The following is a 14,473-nucleotide window of genomic DNA, read 5'->3' as shown; positions in this document are numbered from 1 at the left end:
CGAACTGTGGCGCGTATGCGCGCGCCCATTACCGAGGAGCAATCAGCAATGGACTGGCGCCACCGCGCATCCTGCCGTGATGAGGACCCCGAGCTGTTCTTCCCCGTGGGAACGAGCGGCCCCGCCCTCTCGCAGGTCGCTGAGGCAAAGGCCGTTTGCACTCGCTGCCCCGTCGCCGCCTCTTGCCTGTCCTGGGCGCTGGAAAGCGGTCAGGATGCAGGTGTTTGGGGCGGGATGAGCGAAGACGAGCGCCGCGCGCTGAAGCGCCGCAACGCTCGCACCCGGGCACGCAGCAACGCCTGAGCCTGTATTACTCGATAAACGCTCCAGCCCGGCGCCGAATACCGGCGCCGGGCTTTCGCGTGTCAACTGCGTGTTAATCACCGGCTATTCAGCGGCGGTGTGACAGCGGCACGCGCAACACCGCTTCGGTGCCACTCGGCCCGTGGCTGCGCAATGACAGCGAGCCGCGCAGTTCCGACTCCACCAGCGTGCGCACGATCTGCAGGCCCAACCCGTTGTTGCGCTCCAGGGAGAACCCGCGCGGCAGGCCGCGGCCGTCGTCGGAGACCACCACGTCGAGCCAGCGCGCCGACCGGTCGGCCGACACCACCACTTCGCCCGAGCGCCCGGTCGGGTACGCGTGCTCCACCGCGTTCTGCACCAGCTCGGTGAGCACCATCACCAGCGGCGTGGCCACCTCGGCGGGCACGACGCCGAACTGGCCGGTCTTGCGCACCTTGACGTGGTTCTCGGCCACGGCGACGTCGCCGACCACCGGGATCACCTTGTCGACCAGCGCGTCGAGGTCCACCCGCTCGTCGACCGAGGTCGAGAGCGTCTCGTGCACCAAGGCGATGGCCGCGACCCGGCGCACCGACTCCGCCAGCGCCTCCTTGGCCTCCGGGCTGCTCGTGCGCCGCGACTGCAGCCGCAGCAGCGCCGCCACGGTCTGCAGGTTGTTCTTCACCCGGTGGTGGATCTCGCGGATCGTGGCGTCCTTGGACATCAGCGCCCGGTCGCGCCTGCGCACCTCGGTGACGTCGCGGCAGAGCACCAGCGCGCCCGCCGCCTTGCCGCCGGGGCGCAGCGGCAGCGCCCGGAACAGCACCGCGGCCCCGCGGCGGGACTCCGCCTCCGCGCGCATGCTCGGCTTGCCGTCGAGGGCGGCCAGGATGCGCTGGGCGATCTCGGTGGCGTCGAACGGGTCGGCGATCAGCGCCCTGGTCAGCGGGGCCAGCCTGGTGCCGACCAGGTCGGCGGCGTGGCCCATCCGGTGGTAGGCGCTCAGCGCGTTCGGACTGGCGAAGACCACGGCGCCCGCGGTGTCCAGCCGGATCAGGCCGTCGCCCACGCGCGGGCTGGTGTGCACGCCGGGGGACGGCTCCGGGGTCGGGAACGCCCCGTCGGCGACCATCTGGCACAGGTCGCCCGCGATGCCGAGGTAGGCGATCTCCAGCCCGCTGGGCACCCGGGGCACGGCCAGGTTCGTCTCCCGGGACAGCACCGCCACCACGTCGCCCCGGAAGGTCACCGGGATGGCCTCGCGGCGCACCGGCACCCCGAGGTACCAGCGCGGGTCCTCCTCGCGGCAGATGCGCCGCTCGGCGGCGGCCCGGCGCAGCTGGGGGTGCTCGGCGCGGTCGATGAAGGAGGAGACGACGTCGTCGGGGTGCGCGGTGGGGGCGGTCGTCGGGCGGGCCTGGGCCACGCAGATGAACCGGTCCTCGTCCTCGGGCGCCGGGGTGCCGTCGGGGCTGTGGGTGACCGGCACCCACAGCAGGAAGTCGGCGAAGGACAGGTCCGAGAGCAGCTGCCACTCCGCGACCACCAGCTGCAGGTGGTCCACGGCCGCGCCGGGCAGGTGGGTGTGCTCGGCGACGAGGTCGGAGAGGGTGGACAAGGGCTAGTCGACGACGGCGATCAGGTCATGCTCCTGGACGACGTCGCCCTCCTTGACGGCGATCTTGGTCAGCGTCCCGTCGTACTCGGAGAGCACCGGGATCTCCATCTTCATCGACTCCAGGATCACCACCGTGTCGCCCTCGGCGACCGGCTCGCCCTCGGCGACCATCACAGACATGACGTTGGCGACGATCTCGGCGTGGATCTCGTGGGACATCGCCCTGGCCTCCTGACAAGCGGGGTGTGCTCGGGGTCATCCAACCATGTGACCCGCGCCTCGGCCCTGGCGAAACGTACAACGACGGCGTGGCAGAATTGTCGGCGAACACGCGTTGCCGTTGTGCTAACGCGCCCCAGACGTGCACCAGAGGAGATCCCATGTCGAAGCGCGCCCGCAAGCGTCGTGACCGCAAGAAGGGCGGCGCCAACCACGGCAAGCGTCCCAACGCCTGACGTGCTGGTACGGCGAAGGCCCCCGCTCACGAGCGGGGGCCTTCGTCATGACTCATGGGTCTAGTGGGTGGGTTCTCCGCCGGTGTACTCGATGACCGTGCGGCGGATCGAGGCGCGCAGCCGGTCCCGGAACTCCATCGTCGCCTGGTCGCCGCCGCACTTGCGGGCCAGCAGGAGCTTCAAGTGCTCCTCGAGGCCGTACTCCTCCAGGCAGGGGCTGCACTCGTCGAGGTGCTGCTGGAGCACGGCGCGGCGGGTCTGGTCGCACTCGGCGTCGAGGAAGAGCCACACCTCCTTCAGCACGTCCGTGCAGGCGGTGTCGTGGTGGTTTCCGCAGCTCACGGTCCTGCCACCTCCTGTTTCGCCGTCCGCAGCATCCCGCGCTCGCGGGCCACGTCGGCCAGCAGCTCGCGCAGGGTCCGCCTGCCGCGGTGCAGGCGGGACATCACCGTACCGATGGGCGTGCCCATGATCTCGGCGATCTCCTTGTAGGCGAAGCCCTCGACGTCGGCGAGGTAGACCGCGAGCCGGAACTCCTCGGGCAGCTGCTGAAGTGCCTGCTTGACGTCGCTGTCGGGCAGCTGGTCGAGCGCTTCCATCTCGGCGCTGCGCAGACCCCTGGCGGTGTGCGCCTCGGCCTTGGCCAGCTGCCAGTCGGTGATCTGGTCGGTCGGCGACTGCTGGGGCTGGCGCTGCTTCTTGCGGTAGCTGTTGATGTAGGTGTTGGTGAGGATGCGGTACATCCACGCCTTGAGGTTGGTGCCCCTGGAGAAGGAGGCGAACGCCTGGTACGCCTTGAGGTAGGTCTCCTGGACCAGGTCCTCGGCGTCGGCGGGGTTGCGGGTCATCCGCAGGGCGGCGGAGTAGAGCTGGTCGAGCAGCGGCATGGCGTCGCGCTCGAACCGCTCACCGCGCTCGGCCGCGGTCTCGTCCTGCGCCTCGGTGCGGGGCACCGCGCTCCCTTCGACGTTGTCCGCGTATGGCTTCCCCGAGCTTACGCGGCCAACCCTGGCCCGGCTGTGATGCAAGCCACCCACAGGGCGTGACCTGGGGCGCTTCGGCTCGATGAGCAAGTCGGTGGACACGTCAATCAGAACGCGCGCGCACCGCCGGGCATTCCCTACCCTTGGCGCCGTGGCAGGACGAGGCACCCCGGCGACCGCGCTGCTGGTCAAGCGCAAGATCACCCACACCGTGCACACCTACGACCATGATCCCCGCCAGCCCTTCGGGCTCGAAGCGGCCGCGGCGATGGGCGTCGCGCCGGAGCGGGTGTTCAAGACCCTGCTGGCGGAGGTGGACGGCGCCCTGGCGGTGGGGATCGTGCCGGTGGACGCGCAGCTGGACCTCAAGGCGCTGGCGGCGGCCCTGGGCGGCAAGCGGGCGCGGATGGCGGAGGTCGCGGCGGCGGAGCGGGCGACGGGGTACGTGGCGGGCGGGATCTCGCCGCTGGGTCAGAAGAAGCGGCTGCCCACCGTCCTGGACGCCTCGGCGCTGGCGTTCCCGACGATGTTCTGCTCGGGCGGGCGGCGGGGGCTGGAGATCGAGGTGGCCGCCCCGGACCTGGTGGCCCTGCTGTCCGCGACGGTGGCCCCGATCGCGGCCCGCTAGGTCGTGTTCAGGTGTGGTGTGCGGGAGAGTCGTGATCAGTCCGCCCGCAGGCGGTGCGGACGGATCGTCCTCATACCGGTGTCGTATTCGGGCGCATCCGGCCGTGCCGCCTGCGACCGGACTGGCGCGGCTATGCCCGTGCCTCACATCTGAAACACGGCCTAGTCCAGGGGGCGCAGGATGCGGGCCAGCCACTCCTCGACCGAGCGGGAGAGGGTGGCGGGGTCGCGTTTGAGGGAGTGGTCGCCGGGGAGGGGGATGATCTCGCGGTGGTGGGCGGGGGCGGGTTGGCCGAAGGGGTCGGACTCGCCCTGGATGACGAGGGTGGGGACCTCGACGGCGTCGAGTTCGGGTTGGCGGGTCTTCTCCGGCTTGCCCGGGGGGTGGACGGGGAAGGCCAGGCAGACCACGCCGACGGCCTCCCCGGCCGCGGAGGTGCGGCAGGCGACGCGGGCGCCGGAGGAGCGGCCGCCGAAGAGCAGGGGCAGGTCGGGGAACCACAGGGTCGACAGGTGGGCGGCGACGGCCAGCCACGCGGTGTCCAGCTGCCCGGCCGGGGCGGGCGCGCGCCTGCCCGCGACGCGGTAGGGCTGCTCGACCAACGCGACGTGCACGCCCGCGGCGGTGGCGCCGTGGGTGGCCGCGACCAGGTCGGGGGCGCCGATGCCGCCGCCCGCGCCGTGGCCCAGCAGCAGGGCGGCGCGGCCGGAGGGGGCGGAGTGCAGCTCCGCGCGGGCGGGGCCGTGCGGGGTGTCGATCGTCGCCGTGGTCATTCGGGGGCGCCGAAGAGGTCGAGGTCAGCGCGTTCGAGGTCCACGCGTTCCAGGAGGGCCGGGTTGTTGTTGCGGACGCTGTTGACCGCGGTGGAGATGGGGCGCACCTCCAAGGCGTCGACCACCTCGTCGGACACCGGGCGCAGCAGGGCGGCGACGTCGGCGCGGTCGGGGTCGAGCCAGGTGTGCCACTCGTCGGGGGTGAGCAGCAGGGGCATGCGGTGGTGGATGTCGGCCACGGGGCCCACCGCGTCGGTGGTCAGGACCGAGCAGGTGACCAGGACGGGGGCGTCCGGGTCGGCCTTGTCGTGCCAGGTCGACCACAGGCCCGCCATCGCCAGGCTGGAGCCGTCCTTCGGGGTCGTGTAGAAGGGCTGCTTGTCCTTGCCGTCGCGGCGCCACTCGTACCAGCCGTCGGCGGGCAGGATGCAGCGGCGGCGGGCCAGGGACCGCTTGAAGGAGGGCTTCTCCGCGGCGCTCTCGGAGCGGGTGTTGATCATCTTCGCGGCGCCGGACGCGTCCTTGGCCCAGTGCGGGACCAGGCCCCACTTCATCAGCCGCAGCGAGCGCTCGGTGGTCGACTCGTCGACGGTGCCATCGGCGTCGCGCGGGTGGCGCTGCACCACGGCGACCACGGACTTCGTCGGGGCGACGTTGTAGTCCGCGCCGGGGGCGTCACCGCCGATGGCGTCGATCGCGTCGAACTCGGCCGCCAGCGCCGCCGGGTCCCTCGTGGCCGCGTACCTCCCGCACACTGCTGTGCCCACCTTCCCGAAAGTGTCGACCCGAATCGTTACACGCGCTGCCGACAGTGGCGAGCCGATGGCCTGACCCTGGGCCGAATAGGCCAGGATGGAGCCATGCCGCAGCCCTGGTCAGCCCCCGTGGCGACGAGTCCCGTCCACGCAACGGTAGCGATTCCCGGCTCCAAGTCGATCACCAACCGGGCGCTGGTCCTCGCCGCGCTCAGCGGTGGGGAGTCCCGGGTCAGCAACGCGCTGCGCGGGCGCGACGCCGACCTGATGACCTCGGCGCTGCGCGCGCTGGGCGTCCCGGTCGAGGTCGACGGCGACACGATCACCCTCGGCGCGCACCCGGGCCTGCGCGGACCGGCGAGCGTGGACTGCGGGCTGGCGGGCACCGTGATGCGCTTCGTGCCCCCCGCCGCGGCGCTGGCCGACGGCCCGGTGCGCTTCGACGGCGACCCGCGCGCGCGGGAGCGGCCGATGGGCACCATCCTCGAGGCGCTGCGCGCGCTGGGCGCCTCGGTCGACGGCGACGCGCTGCCGTTCACCCTGGCGGGCACCGGCGGGCTGCCGGGCGGGTCGGTGACGATCGATGCCTCGTCGTCCTCGCAGTTCGTCAGCGGCCTGCTGCTCTCCGGCGCGCGCTATGACAAGGGGCTGACGGTGCACCACGACGGCAAGCCGGTGCCGTCCATGCCGCACATCGACATGACCGTGGCGATGATGCGCGAGGCGGGCGTGGCCGTCGACGACGGCGAGCCCAACACCTGGCGGGTCGAGCCCGGCCCGATCGCCGTGCGCGACTGGGCCATCGAGCCGGACCTGTCCAACGCGGGCCCGTTCCTGGCCGCCGCCGCGCTGACCGGCGGCGCGGTCACCGTCACCGGCTGGCCCTCGGCCACCACCCAGCCCGGCGACGCCCTGCGCCGCATCCTGTCCGACATGGGCGCCGAGGTGATTCTCGACGGCGGCGCGCTGACCGTGCGCGGCCCCGACCGCCTCACCGGCATCGACGTCGACCTGCGCGACGAGGGCGAGCTGACCCCGACGGTGGCCGCGCTGGCCGCCTTCGCCGACGGCCCGTCGCGGCTGCGCGGCATCGCCCACCTGCGCGGCCACGAGACCGACCGGCTGGCCGCGCTCGCCGCGGAGTTCACCGGCCTCGGCGGCGACGTCGAGGAGACCGAGGACGGCCTGCTCATCCGCCCGGTCCCGCTGCGCGGCGGCCCCTGGCGGGCCTACGCCGACCACCGGATGGCGACCGCGGGCGCGATCGTCGGCCTGCGGGTGGGGGGTGTCGAGGTGGACGACATCGGCACGACGTCGAAGACGCTGCCCGACTTCCCCGAGATGTGGGCCCGGATGCTGGGCGCGTAGGCATGGACCGCGACTGGAGCAGGCTCGACGAGAGCGACGTGCGGGTGCGCCCGGGCAAGGGCACCCGCCCGCGCTCCAAGCGCAGGCCCGAGCACGCCGACGCGGTGTGGGCGATGGTGGTCGGCAAGGACCGCGGCCGCTGGACGTGCGCGGTCGAGGCCGACCCCGGGCGGCTGGTGGTCGCCATGCGGGCCAGGGAGCTGGGCCGCACGCCGGTCGTCATCGGCGACACCGTCGACCTGGTCGGCGACACCACCGGCACCGTGGACACCCTCGCCCGCATCGTGCGGGTGGCCGAGCGCACCAGCGTGCTGCGCCGCACCGCCGACGACACCGACCCGTTCGAGCGGGTCGTGGTGGCCAACGCCGCGCAGCTGGTGATCGTGTGCGCGCTGGCCGACCCGCCGCCGCGCGGGGGCTTCATCGACCGGTGCCTGGTGGCGGCGTACGCGGGCGGGCTGGCGCCGCTGCTGTGCCTGACCAAGGCCGACCTGGGCGACCCGGCCGAGCTGCTGGCCTCCTACGCCGACCTGGACCTGCCCGCGGTGGTCACCCGCCACGACACCGAGCCCGACGAGCTGCGCGCGCGGGTGCACAACCGCGTCTCGGCGCTGGTCGGGCACTCGGGGGTGGGCAAGTCGACGTTGGTCAACCGGCTGGTCCCGGACGCGGCGCGGCGCATCGGCGTGGTGAGCGCGGTGGGCAAGGGCAGGCACACCTCGGTCACCGCGGTGGCGCTGCCGCTGCCCGGCGGCGGCTGGGTGGTCGACACCCCCGGCATCCGGTCGTTCGGCCTGGCGCACATCTCCCCCGACGACATCGTCTCGGCCTTCCCCGACCTCGACGCCGCCGCGGAGGAGTGCCCGTCGGCGTGCGGGCACCGCGGCGCCCCGGAGGACCCCGACTGCTACCTCGACACGGTGGTCGCCTCCGGCGAGGCGCGGCCGGGGCGGCTGGCGTCCCTGCGCAGGCTGCTCGCCTCCCGCGCGGGCGCCGCCGACGACCCCGTGGAGTAGTGCGCCAGGCCGTGTTTCAGACCTGGCCGATGTACTGGACGGCGGCGGCGCAGTTCTCGTGGGTCAGCCACCGGGATTCCGGGCGCGTCTGGGGAAGCCAGGTGACGACGACGTTGAGCCGCCGCTTGGCGTGGCGCAGCAGCCGGATGACGAAGTCGTGCACGGCCTCAGGGTCGCAGGGGTCTGAGCAGGCCAAAAAGGACATGCTGCCGCGGTTGGACACCGCCTGCAGGACCGGGACGCCGGACTGGGCGGCGCGGCCGTGCCCGACCCACACCACCTCGGCGCCGGGCAGCCAGGCGGGCAGCGCGCTGTCGCCTGCCGGGGGCATCCGGGCGCGGAGTTCGCGCAGCAGGTCCTGTGGTAAGGGGAAACCCCAGCGCACCAAGTAGTTGCCCGCGGTGGTGACCCCGAGTCGCACGTGGAACTCCCGCCACACCAGCTCGATCACCGCCTGCCTGGTCCAGAGTGGATGATTCAGTCCTTTCGCGTCCGGCGGCGCCTCGGTGACCGCCCGCGCGACCCAGAGTTGTTGTTCCGCGGTCAAAACGAGCTGGTCACCCGGTTTCCGGCCGCGCCTGCCCGGCTGGAAGGCGCCCTCGCCGCGGTCGCGGTAGTCGCGCACCCAGACCCCGACCGTCTGCCTGGACACGCCGAAGCGCCGCGCGGCCTCGACTTGGGCGAGTCCGGCTTCCACCGCGGCCACCACCTGCCGACGCAGATCCCCGAGCATGTCGGCGGGCAGTCCCCGGGCATCCCGGCCGTCCGTGAGCATGTCCGACCAACGACGGGCGGCGACTGGGGATTCGCGGATGTTTCGTAGAGTCGGTCCCATCGGAACCGGCGAGCCGTTTCGGGCGTCCTGGTTTCATACACTGACTTTCACCGAGGGGACCACATGGGCAAGACCACGCTGCTGGCCGCGGCTCTGGCGCTAGTCGCGCTGGCGGGATGCGGCACGACCACCCCGGGCGTCCCGACGACCGACGCGCCCGGCCCCGCCACGACCAGCGCGGAGGGCGGCTCCGGCACCGCGTTCGACAGCCTCAAGGCCCTCAGCGACGCCGTCAACGAGAAGAGCGCCAGCGCCCAGAGCGCGAAGATGACCTTCAAGAGCTCCGCCGCGGGCCAGGAGTTCACCGGCGAGGGCGCGTTCCGCTTCGCGGGCGAGGACACCGCCATGGAGATGACCATGACGATCCCGCAGGTCGGCGAGATGACGATGCGCATCGTCGACGACCTGGTCTACATGAAGTTCCCGCAGGAGCTGGTGCCCGGCAAGCCGTGGGTGAAGATCGACCCGAAGTCCGACAACGAGATGGCCAAGTCGATGGGCGACGTGATCGACCAGGCCAAGCGCACCGACCCGCGCTCGATGCTGGAGCAGCTGGCCAAGAGCGGCACGATCAAGGACTTCAAGTCCGACACGATCGACGGCCAGGAGACCACGCACTACACGATCGAGGTCGAGCTGAGCAAGCTCGGGGACGCGGAGCTGGGCATGGACCCGGCGGCGATCAAGGAGCTGGAGAAGGCCGGGGTCAAGACGCTGACCTACGAGGTGTGGGTGAACGAGGAGAACCTGCCGCTGCGCTTCGTCACCGAGGTCCCGGTCATGAACCAGAAGGTCTCCGTGCAGGCCGACTACACCGACTGGGGCACCCCGGTCGACGTCGAGGCCCCGCCCGCCAACCAGGTCGGGGAGATGCCGTCGTACTAGTCAGGCGGAAAGCGCCCCGCACCCGATCACCGGGCGCGGGGCGCTTCCTGTTCAGCCCACGCGCTGTCAGCCCATGTGGGGGTAGCGGTGGTCGGTCGGGGGAACGAAGGTCTCCTTGACCGAGCGGGGGCTCACCCACCGCTGGAGGTTGTAGATCGAGCCCGCCTTGTCGTTGGTGCCCGAGGCGCGGGAGCCGCCGAACGGCTGCTGGCCCACGACGGCACCGGTGGGCTTGTCGTTGACGTAGAAGTTGCCCGCGCTGAAGCGCAGCGCCCGGTGGGCCTGCTCCACCGCGGCGCGGTCGGTGGCGAACACCGCGCCGGTCAGGGCGTACGGGCTGGAGGTGTCGACCAGCTCCAGCACCTTGGCGTACTCGGCGTCGTCGTAGACGTGGACGGCGAGGATGGGGCCGAAGTACTCGGTGGTGAAGGGCTCCTGCAGCGGGTCGCTGCCCAGCAGGACCGTGGGCTGGACGAAGTAGCCGACCGAGTCGTCCGCCGTGCCGCCCGCCAGCACCTCGATGGAGGAGTTCGCCGCGGCCGCCTCCAGCGCCGCCTTGTGCTTGGCGAACGCCCGGGAGTCGATGACCGCGCCGCCGAAGTGGGAAAAGTCGGTGACGTCGCCGTAGGACAGGGTCCTGACGGTGTCGACCAGCTGCTCGCGGACGCCGCCGTCCCACAGGGACCGGGCGATGTAGGCGCGCGAGGCCGCCGAGCACTTCTGGCCCTGGTACTCGAAAGCGCCGCGCACCATGCCCGTCACGACCGCGCCCGGGTCGGCGGAGGGGTGGGCGACGATGAAGTCCTTGCCGCCGGTCTCCCCCACGATGCGGGGGTAGGAGCGGTAGGTGTCCAGGTTGGACCCGATGAGCCGCCACAGGTGCTTGAACGTCGCGGTGGAGCCGGTGAAGTGCAGGCCCGCGAACTCCGGGTCGGTCATCGCGACCTCGCTGACGGCCGTCCCGTCGCCGGTCACGAGGTTGATCACGCCCGCGGGCAGGCCCGCCGCCTCCAGCAGCCGCATCGTGTGGTGCGCGGCCAGGCCCTGCGTCGGCGAGGGCTTCCACACCACGGTGTTGCCCATCAGCGCGGGCGCGGTGGGCAGGTTGCCCGCGATGGCGGTGAAGTTGAACGGCGTGATCGCGGTGACGAAGCCGTCGAGGGGGCGGTGGTCGAAGCGGTTCCAGAAGCCGGGCGCGGACTGCGGCTGCTCCTCGATGACCCGCCGGGCGAAGGCCACGTTGAAGCGCCAGAAGTCGATCAGCTCGCAGGCGCTGTCGATCTCGGCCTGCTGGGCGGACTTGGACTGGCCCAGCATGGTGGCGGCGTTGAGGGTGTCGCGCCAGGGGCCCGCGAGCAGGTCGGCGGCGCGCAGCAGGACGGCGGCGCGCTCGTCGAAGGGCAGCTCGCGCCAGGCGGGGGCGGCCTTCTTGGCCGCGGCCACCGCGTCGGCGACGTCGGCGTGGGTGGACTGCGCGGTGGTGCCCAGGACGTGGCTGTGGTCGTGCGGCTGCACGACGTCGACCCGGTCACCGCCCGCCATCCGCTGCTCGCCGCCGATGGTCATGGTCAGCTCGGCGTGCTCGGCCTCCAGCTCGGCGATCCGCCGGACCAGCGACTCCCGTCGCGGGCTGCCGGGGGCGTAGGCGTCGATCGGCTCGTTGACCGGCGCGGGAACGGACGAAACGGCGTCCATTGTGTGGCTCGCCTCCTGTGTGTCGCGGGTGGGCGCTTACATCCTGTCATGGGATGTCTACATCAGCTCCAGCAGGAACGGCAGCTCCTGCGGGGCGTACCAGGCCAGCTCGTGGTCCTCGGCGTCGCCGAGGGTGAACTCGGCGTCCGGGTCGCCGAGGTCGGCGGCGTCGACCACGGCCGCGGCCGCGCGGACGGCGGGCTCGGCCTCGGCGGTGTCCAGGTGCACCGCGGCGACCACCTTCAGCTGCACCGGCCCGGCCAGCCGGACCACCGAGTAGTCCAGGTCCGGGCGCAGCTCGGCGCCGTCGACGTCGGCGGAGACCACCGCGCGGCGGGTCGGCGCGCCGGGCTCGTCGGCCAGCTCGGCGTTGAGCAGGCGCAGCGAGGCGCGGGCGGCGTCGAGCATGGCCGCGTACTCCAGCTCCTCGTCGCCCCCGCTTGCGTAGGACTCGCGCAGCGCCGGGGTCAGCGCGAACGCGGTGTTGCCCACCGCGGTCAGCTCGCCGTCAGCGTTGAGCGCCCGCAGCATGGCCACCGTCGCCGGGATGTAGACCCTCACCTGATCACGCCTTCACCGTTGTGGACAGTTCCTCGATCGACTCTCCCAGCATCACGGCCAGCTCGTCCACATCGGACATGGCGTCCCGGTCGCCGGTCAGGCCGAAGTACACCCCGCCGTCGTAGGAGGTCACCCCGACGGCCAGGGCCTGCCCGGGGGCCAGCGGCATGACCGGGAACATCTCGGTCAGCCGCGCGGGCCCCGCGTAGAGGGGGACCTGGGGGCCGGGCACGTTGGTCACGGTCAGCTCGAAGCCCGACAGCGACGCCGCGGCGCGCGCGGCCAGCGAGTACAGCCCGCCCAGCCGGTGCAGCGCGGTCGCGGCCACCGCGGTGTCGTTGTGCGGGCCCATGGCCTGGCGCACGCGCCGCAGCCGTGCCGCCGGGTCGGGCTCGCCGACGGGCAGGTCGACCAGGTGCGCGGCGACCCGGCCATCGGGCACGGCCAGCGGCACGAGCGCCCGCACGTCGGCCCGCGGCTCGCCACGGGCGCCCAGCCAGGCCCGCAGCGCCCCGGCGACCACCGCGAGCACCACGTCGTTGACGGTACCGCCGTGCGCGGCGCGGATGGCGCGCAAGTCGCCGAGGCGGGCCCTGGCGACGGCGTAGCGGCGGGCCTTGCCGACCCGGGTCCGCAGCGGCCCGGTCGGGCTGGGCGCGAACACCGACGACAGCCTGCCCACTGTCGTGGACACGGTGGCGCGGGTGTTCTCCACCAGCTCGCCAGGGCTGCGGACGGTGTCGATGACCGCGTCGCGCAGCAGCCGCACCGCGGTGGGCGGGCGGCGCGGGCGCCAGGGCGCCTCGGGCTCGTCGGCCACGCTCGGGGCGTCGTCGAGGATGAGCTGGGCGAAGTCGACGGTGCGCACGCCGTCCACCAGGGCCTGGTGGGTCTTGGTGATCAGCGCGACGTGCCCGCGGGCCAGGCCCTCGACCAGGTACGCCTCCCACAGCGGCCGGGACTGGTCCAGCGGGCGGGCCATCAGCCGGGCGACGAGGTCGAAGAGCTGCTCGTCGCTGCCCGGGCGCGGCAGCGCGGAGCGGCGCACGTGGTAGGCGACGTCGAAGTCCGGGTCGTCCACCCAGACCGGGCGGGCCAGGCCGCCGGGCACCGCGGTGACCTTCTGCCGGTAGTGCGGCACCAGCGGCAGCCGCCGCTCCACGAGCGCCACGAGCCGCGCGTAGTCGAACCCGGACCTGGGCCGCCGGAACACCGCCACCCCGGCGACGTGCCGCGGCGTCGCGGGGTCCTCCAGCGCGAGGATCGACGCGTCGGGCGCGGAGAGGCGGTCGGGCACGCACCGATCCTGGCACATGCCATCCTTGGCGGCTGTGGCCTCCGACACCGCATCGCCGAAAGACCGTTTCGTCACCGTGTACGGGCGCAAGCCCGTGCTGGAGGCGCTGGCCGACCCCGCGCTGGTGATCGACAAGGTGCTGCTCGCCGACAACGCGCGGGCCCTGGAGATCGTGCACGCCGCCCGCGACCGCGGGGTGCCGGTGCACCGGGCCACAGCGCAGCGGGTGAAGGTGCTGGCGGGCAACGGGAAGCAGGACCAGGGCGTGCTGGCCGACGTCGTCGCGCCCCGGATGCGGTCGCTGGCCTCGGCGCTGAGCTCGCCCCCGCGCACGGTGTTGCTGCTCGACGGCATCACCACGCCCGCCAACGTCGGGATGATCCTGCGCACGGCCACCGCGGCCGGGATCGGCGGCATCGTGGTGCCCCGGCGCGGGGTGGCGGGCATCGATCCGCTGGTGGTGAAGGCGTCGGCGGGGGTGGCCTTCAGCGCGCCCGTGCTGCGCTGCTACACCGCCGCGGAGGCCGCGACGGCGCTGCGCTCGGCGGGGTACCCGCTGATCGGCCTGGCCGCCGACGCCCGGCGCACGGTGTTCTCCGCCGAGCTGCCCGCCCGGTGCGCCTTCGTCATGGGCGGGGAGACCGCGGGGGTCTCCCCGGAGGTGCGCGAGCAGGTCACCGGGTGGGTGTCGATCCCGATGGCGGGCGGGGTGGAGTCGCTGAACGTGGCCAGCGCGGCGGCGGTGCTGTGCTTCGAGCTGGTCCGGCGCTCACAGGCCGAGAAGGACCGCTAGCTCCTCCACAGTGGACTCCGCGGCGGTGTGGTGGACGCCGGTCATGCCCGCGGTGACGGCGCCGCGGACGTACGCGGCGATGTCGTCGACGTAGACGCAGGCCCGCGGCGCGGCGTGGAGCCTCCCGGCCGCCAGCTCGTAGATCCGCCGGTCCGGCTTGCCGTAGCCGACCTCGCCGGAGACGACGACGGCGTCGAAGACCGGCGGCAGCCCGGCGGGGACGTGGTCGGCGTTGGACAGCAGGGCGGTCTTCAGCCCCGCCGCCCGCGCGGCGGTGACGGCCTCGGCGACCGCGGGGTCGGTGAACGTGCCCGCGTAGTCGACGATCAGCGCTTCGTACAGCGGTCTCCCCTTGATACGGCACCTTGATATGGCGCTTAAAACACAGTGCTGAAATACGGCGCTTATTGAGGCGAAAGTATTAGGTTGCCTATGTGTCGGCGTAGCGGACGTGTGGGGCACGGAAGTAGCCGCGGACGATGTGCGGTTGGCGTTGGCGGCGTCGCAGGAAGCGTCGGGTCTCGTG

Annotated in this window: 18 protein-coding genes; 7 read left to right on the top strand and 11 right to left on the bottom strand. The window is 72.8% G+C overall.

Going from position 1 to position 14,473, the window contains the following annotated elements; translation table 11 throughout:
• Positions 1–48: 48 nt before the first annotated feature.
• On the top strand, positions 49–303 hold the full coding sequence (locus ACTG9Q_RS04625; protein ID WP_455572010.1) for a WhiB family transcriptional regulator: 255 nt from the start codon (positions 49–51) through the stop codon (positions 301–303).
• 88 nt (positions 304–391) lie between these two features.
• Here ACTG9Q_RS04625 and ACTG9Q_RS04620 read toward each other — a convergent pair whose 3' ends face one another.
• The gene (locus ACTG9Q_RS04620; protein ID WP_455571342.1) at positions 392–1,903 is read right to left on the bottom strand and encodes a sensor histidine kinase; all 1,512 of its coding nucleotides are present in this window, start codon (positions 1,901–1,903) and stop codon (positions 392–394) included.
• Positions 1,904–1,906: 3 nt separating this feature from the next.
• Positions 1,907–2,122: a biotin/lipoyl-binding carrier protein gene (locus ACTG9Q_RS04615; RefSeq protein WP_455571341.1), complete on the bottom strand. Its 216-nt coding sequence runs from the start codon at positions 2,120–2,122 to the stop codon at positions 1,907–1,909.
• A gap of 161 nt (positions 2,123–2,283) precedes the next feature.
• Here ACTG9Q_RS04615 and ACTG9Q_RS04610 point away from each other — a divergent pair, with 161 nt between their 5' ends.
• Entirely contained in the window at positions 2,284–2,358 is a 75-nt protein-coding gene (locus ACTG9Q_RS04610) for a 50S ribosomal protein bL37 (RefSeq protein WP_096498094.1), read from the top strand.
• A 60-nt stretch (positions 2,359–2,418) separates the two neighbouring features.
• Here the strand turns inward: ACTG9Q_RS04610 and rsrA are convergent, their stop codons facing one another.
• Together rsrA and ACTG9Q_RS04600 are read right to left on the bottom strand one after the other, a co-directional pair.
• On the bottom strand, positions 2,419–2,700 hold the full coding sequence (rsrA, locus tag ACTG9Q_RS04605) for a mycothiol system anti-sigma-R factor (protein ID WP_455571340.1): 282 nt from the start codon (positions 2,698–2,700) through the stop codon (positions 2,419–2,421).
• On the bottom strand, positions 2,697–3,311 hold the full coding sequence (locus ACTG9Q_RS04600; protein WP_455571339.1) for a sigma-70 family RNA polymerase sigma factor: 615 nt from the start codon (positions 3,309–3,311) through the stop codon (positions 2,697–2,699). The genes rsrA and ACTG9Q_RS04600 overlap by 4 nt, the downstream gene beginning before the upstream one ends.
• 181 nt (positions 3,312–3,492) lie before the next feature.
• Between ACTG9Q_RS04600 and ybaK the strand changes: the two genes are divergently transcribed.
• Positions 3,493–3,969, top strand: coding sequence for a Cys-tRNA(Pro) deacylase (ybaK, locus tag ACTG9Q_RS04595; RefSeq protein ID WP_455571338.1), 477 nt, complete (start codon positions 3,493–3,495; stop codon positions 3,967–3,969).
• Positions 3,970–4,130: 161 nt separating this feature from the next.
• Here ybaK and ACTG9Q_RS04590 read toward each other — a convergent pair whose 3' ends face one another.
• Together ACTG9Q_RS04590 and ACTG9Q_RS04585 are read right to left on the bottom strand one after the other, a co-directional pair.
• The gene (locus ACTG9Q_RS04590) at positions 4,131–4,742 is read right to left on the bottom strand and encodes an alpha/beta hydrolase family protein (RefSeq protein ID WP_455571337.1); all 612 of its coding nucleotides are present in this window, start codon (positions 4,740–4,742) and stop codon (positions 4,131–4,133) included.
• Entirely contained in the window at positions 4,739–5,497 is a 759-nt protein-coding gene (locus ACTG9Q_RS04585; RefSeq protein ID WP_455572009.1) for an SOS response-associated peptidase, read from the bottom strand. Before ACTG9Q_RS04585 ends, ACTG9Q_RS04590 begins: the two co-directional genes overlap by 4 nt.
• Before the next feature lie 105 nt (positions 5,498–5,602).
• Between ACTG9Q_RS04585 and aroA the strand changes: the two genes are divergently transcribed.
• Positions 5,603–6,865, top strand: coding sequence for a 3-phosphoshikimate 1-carboxyvinyltransferase (gene aroA / locus ACTG9Q_RS04580; protein WP_455571336.1), 1,263 nt, complete (start codon positions 5,603–5,605; stop codon positions 6,863–6,865).
• A 2-nt stretch (positions 6,866–6,867) separates the two neighbouring features.
• The gene (rsgA, locus tag ACTG9Q_RS04575; protein WP_455571335.1) at positions 6,868–7,881 is read left to right on the top strand and encodes a ribosome small subunit-dependent GTPase A; all 1,014 of its coding nucleotides are present in this window, start codon (positions 6,868–6,870) and stop codon (positions 7,879–7,881) included.
• A 16-nt stretch (positions 7,882–7,897) separates the two neighbouring features.
• Here rsgA and ACTG9Q_RS04570 read toward each other — a convergent pair whose 3' ends face one another.
• On the bottom strand, positions 7,898–8,656 hold the full coding sequence (locus tag ACTG9Q_RS04570; RefSeq protein WP_455571334.1) for a helix-turn-helix domain-containing protein: 759 nt from the start codon (positions 8,654–8,656) through the stop codon (positions 7,898–7,900).
• Positions 8,657–8,779: 123 nt separating this feature from the next.
• Here ACTG9Q_RS04570 and ACTG9Q_RS04565 point away from each other — a divergent pair, with 123 nt between their 5' ends.
• On the top strand, positions 8,780–9,601 hold the full coding sequence (locus ACTG9Q_RS04565) for a hypothetical protein (RefSeq protein WP_455571333.1): 822 nt from the start codon (positions 8,780–8,782) through the stop codon (positions 9,599–9,601).
• Positions 9,602–9,667: 66 nt separating this feature from the next.
• Here ACTG9Q_RS04565 and pruA read toward each other — a convergent pair whose 3' ends face one another.
• The 3 genes from pruA to ACTG9Q_RS04550 are packed head-to-tail and all read right to left on the bottom strand — an operon-like array spanning position 9,668 to position 13,154.
• Positions 9,668–11,296, bottom strand: a complete 1,629-nt coding sequence (gene pruA, locus ACTG9Q_RS04560) for an L-glutamate gamma-semialdehyde dehydrogenase (RefSeq protein WP_455571332.1) — start codon at positions 11,294–11,296, stop codon at positions 9,668–9,670.
• Between the two features lie 57 nt (positions 11,297–11,353).
• Positions 11,354–11,857, bottom strand: coding sequence for a DUF6912 family protein (locus ACTG9Q_RS04555; protein WP_455571331.1), 504 nt, complete (start codon positions 11,855–11,857; stop codon positions 11,354–11,356).
• 4 nt (positions 11,858–11,861) lie between these two features.
• Positions 11,862–13,154, bottom strand: a complete 1,293-nt coding sequence (locus tag ACTG9Q_RS04550) for a wax ester/triacylglycerol synthase family O-acyltransferase (protein WP_455571330.1) — start codon at positions 13,152–13,154, stop codon at positions 11,862–11,864.
• A gap of 16 nt (positions 13,155–13,170) precedes the next feature.
• On the opposite strand from ACTG9Q_RS04550, the gene ACTG9Q_RS04545 reads away from it, so the two are divergent.
• On the top strand, positions 13,171–13,947 hold the full coding sequence (locus ACTG9Q_RS04545; RefSeq protein WP_455571329.1) for a TrmH family RNA methyltransferase: 777 nt from the start codon (positions 13,171–13,173) through the stop codon (positions 13,945–13,947).
• Here the strand turns inward: ACTG9Q_RS04545 and ACTG9Q_RS04540 are convergent.
• Positions 13,924–14,473: HAD-IA family hydrolase (locus ACTG9Q_RS04540; protein WP_455571328.1), on the bottom strand; the 550-nt coding region annotated here is incomplete at its 5' end. The genes ACTG9Q_RS04545 and ACTG9Q_RS04540 overlap by 24 nt on opposite strands.

Source organism: Actinokineospora lacus, assembly GCF_053813445.1.
This window is presented reverse-complemented; position numbering and strand designations above follow the sequence as displayed.

Coding starts and splice junctions, on each gene's coding strand:
- ACTG9Q_RS04625 (WP_455572010.1), top strand. CDS start 49: ATGGACTGGCGCCACCGCGCATCCTGCCGTGATGAGGACCCCGAGCTG.
- pruA (WP_455571332.1), bottom strand. CDS start 11,296: ATGGACGCCGTTTCGTCCGTTCCCGCGCCGGTCAACGAGCCGATCGAC.
- ACTG9Q_RS04545 (WP_455571329.1), top strand. CDS start 13,171: ATGCCATCCTTGGCGGCTGTGGCCTCCGACACCGCATCGCCGAAAGAC.
- rsgA (WP_455571335.1), top strand. CDS start 6,868: ATGGACCGCGACTGGAGCAGGCTCGACGAGAGCGACGTGCGGGTGCGC.
- ACTG9Q_RS04615 (WP_455571341.1), bottom strand. CDS start 2,122: ATGTCCCACGAGATCCACGCCGAGATCGTCGCCAACGTCATGTCTGTG.
- ACTG9Q_RS04590 (WP_455571337.1), bottom strand. CDS start 4,742: ATGACCACGGCGACGATCGACACCCCGCACGGCCCCGCCCGCGCGGAG.
- ACTG9Q_RS04570 (WP_455571334.1), bottom strand. CDS start 8,656: ATGCTCACGGACGGCCGGGATGCCCGGGGACTGCCCGCCGACATGCTC.
- aroA (WP_455571336.1), top strand. CDS start 5,603: ATGCCGCAGCCCTGGTCAGCCCCCGTGGCGACGAGTCCCGTCCACGCA.
- ACTG9Q_RS04565 (WP_455571333.1), top strand. CDS start 8,780: ATGGGCAAGACCACGCTGCTGGCCGCGGCTCTGGCGCTAGTCGCGCTG.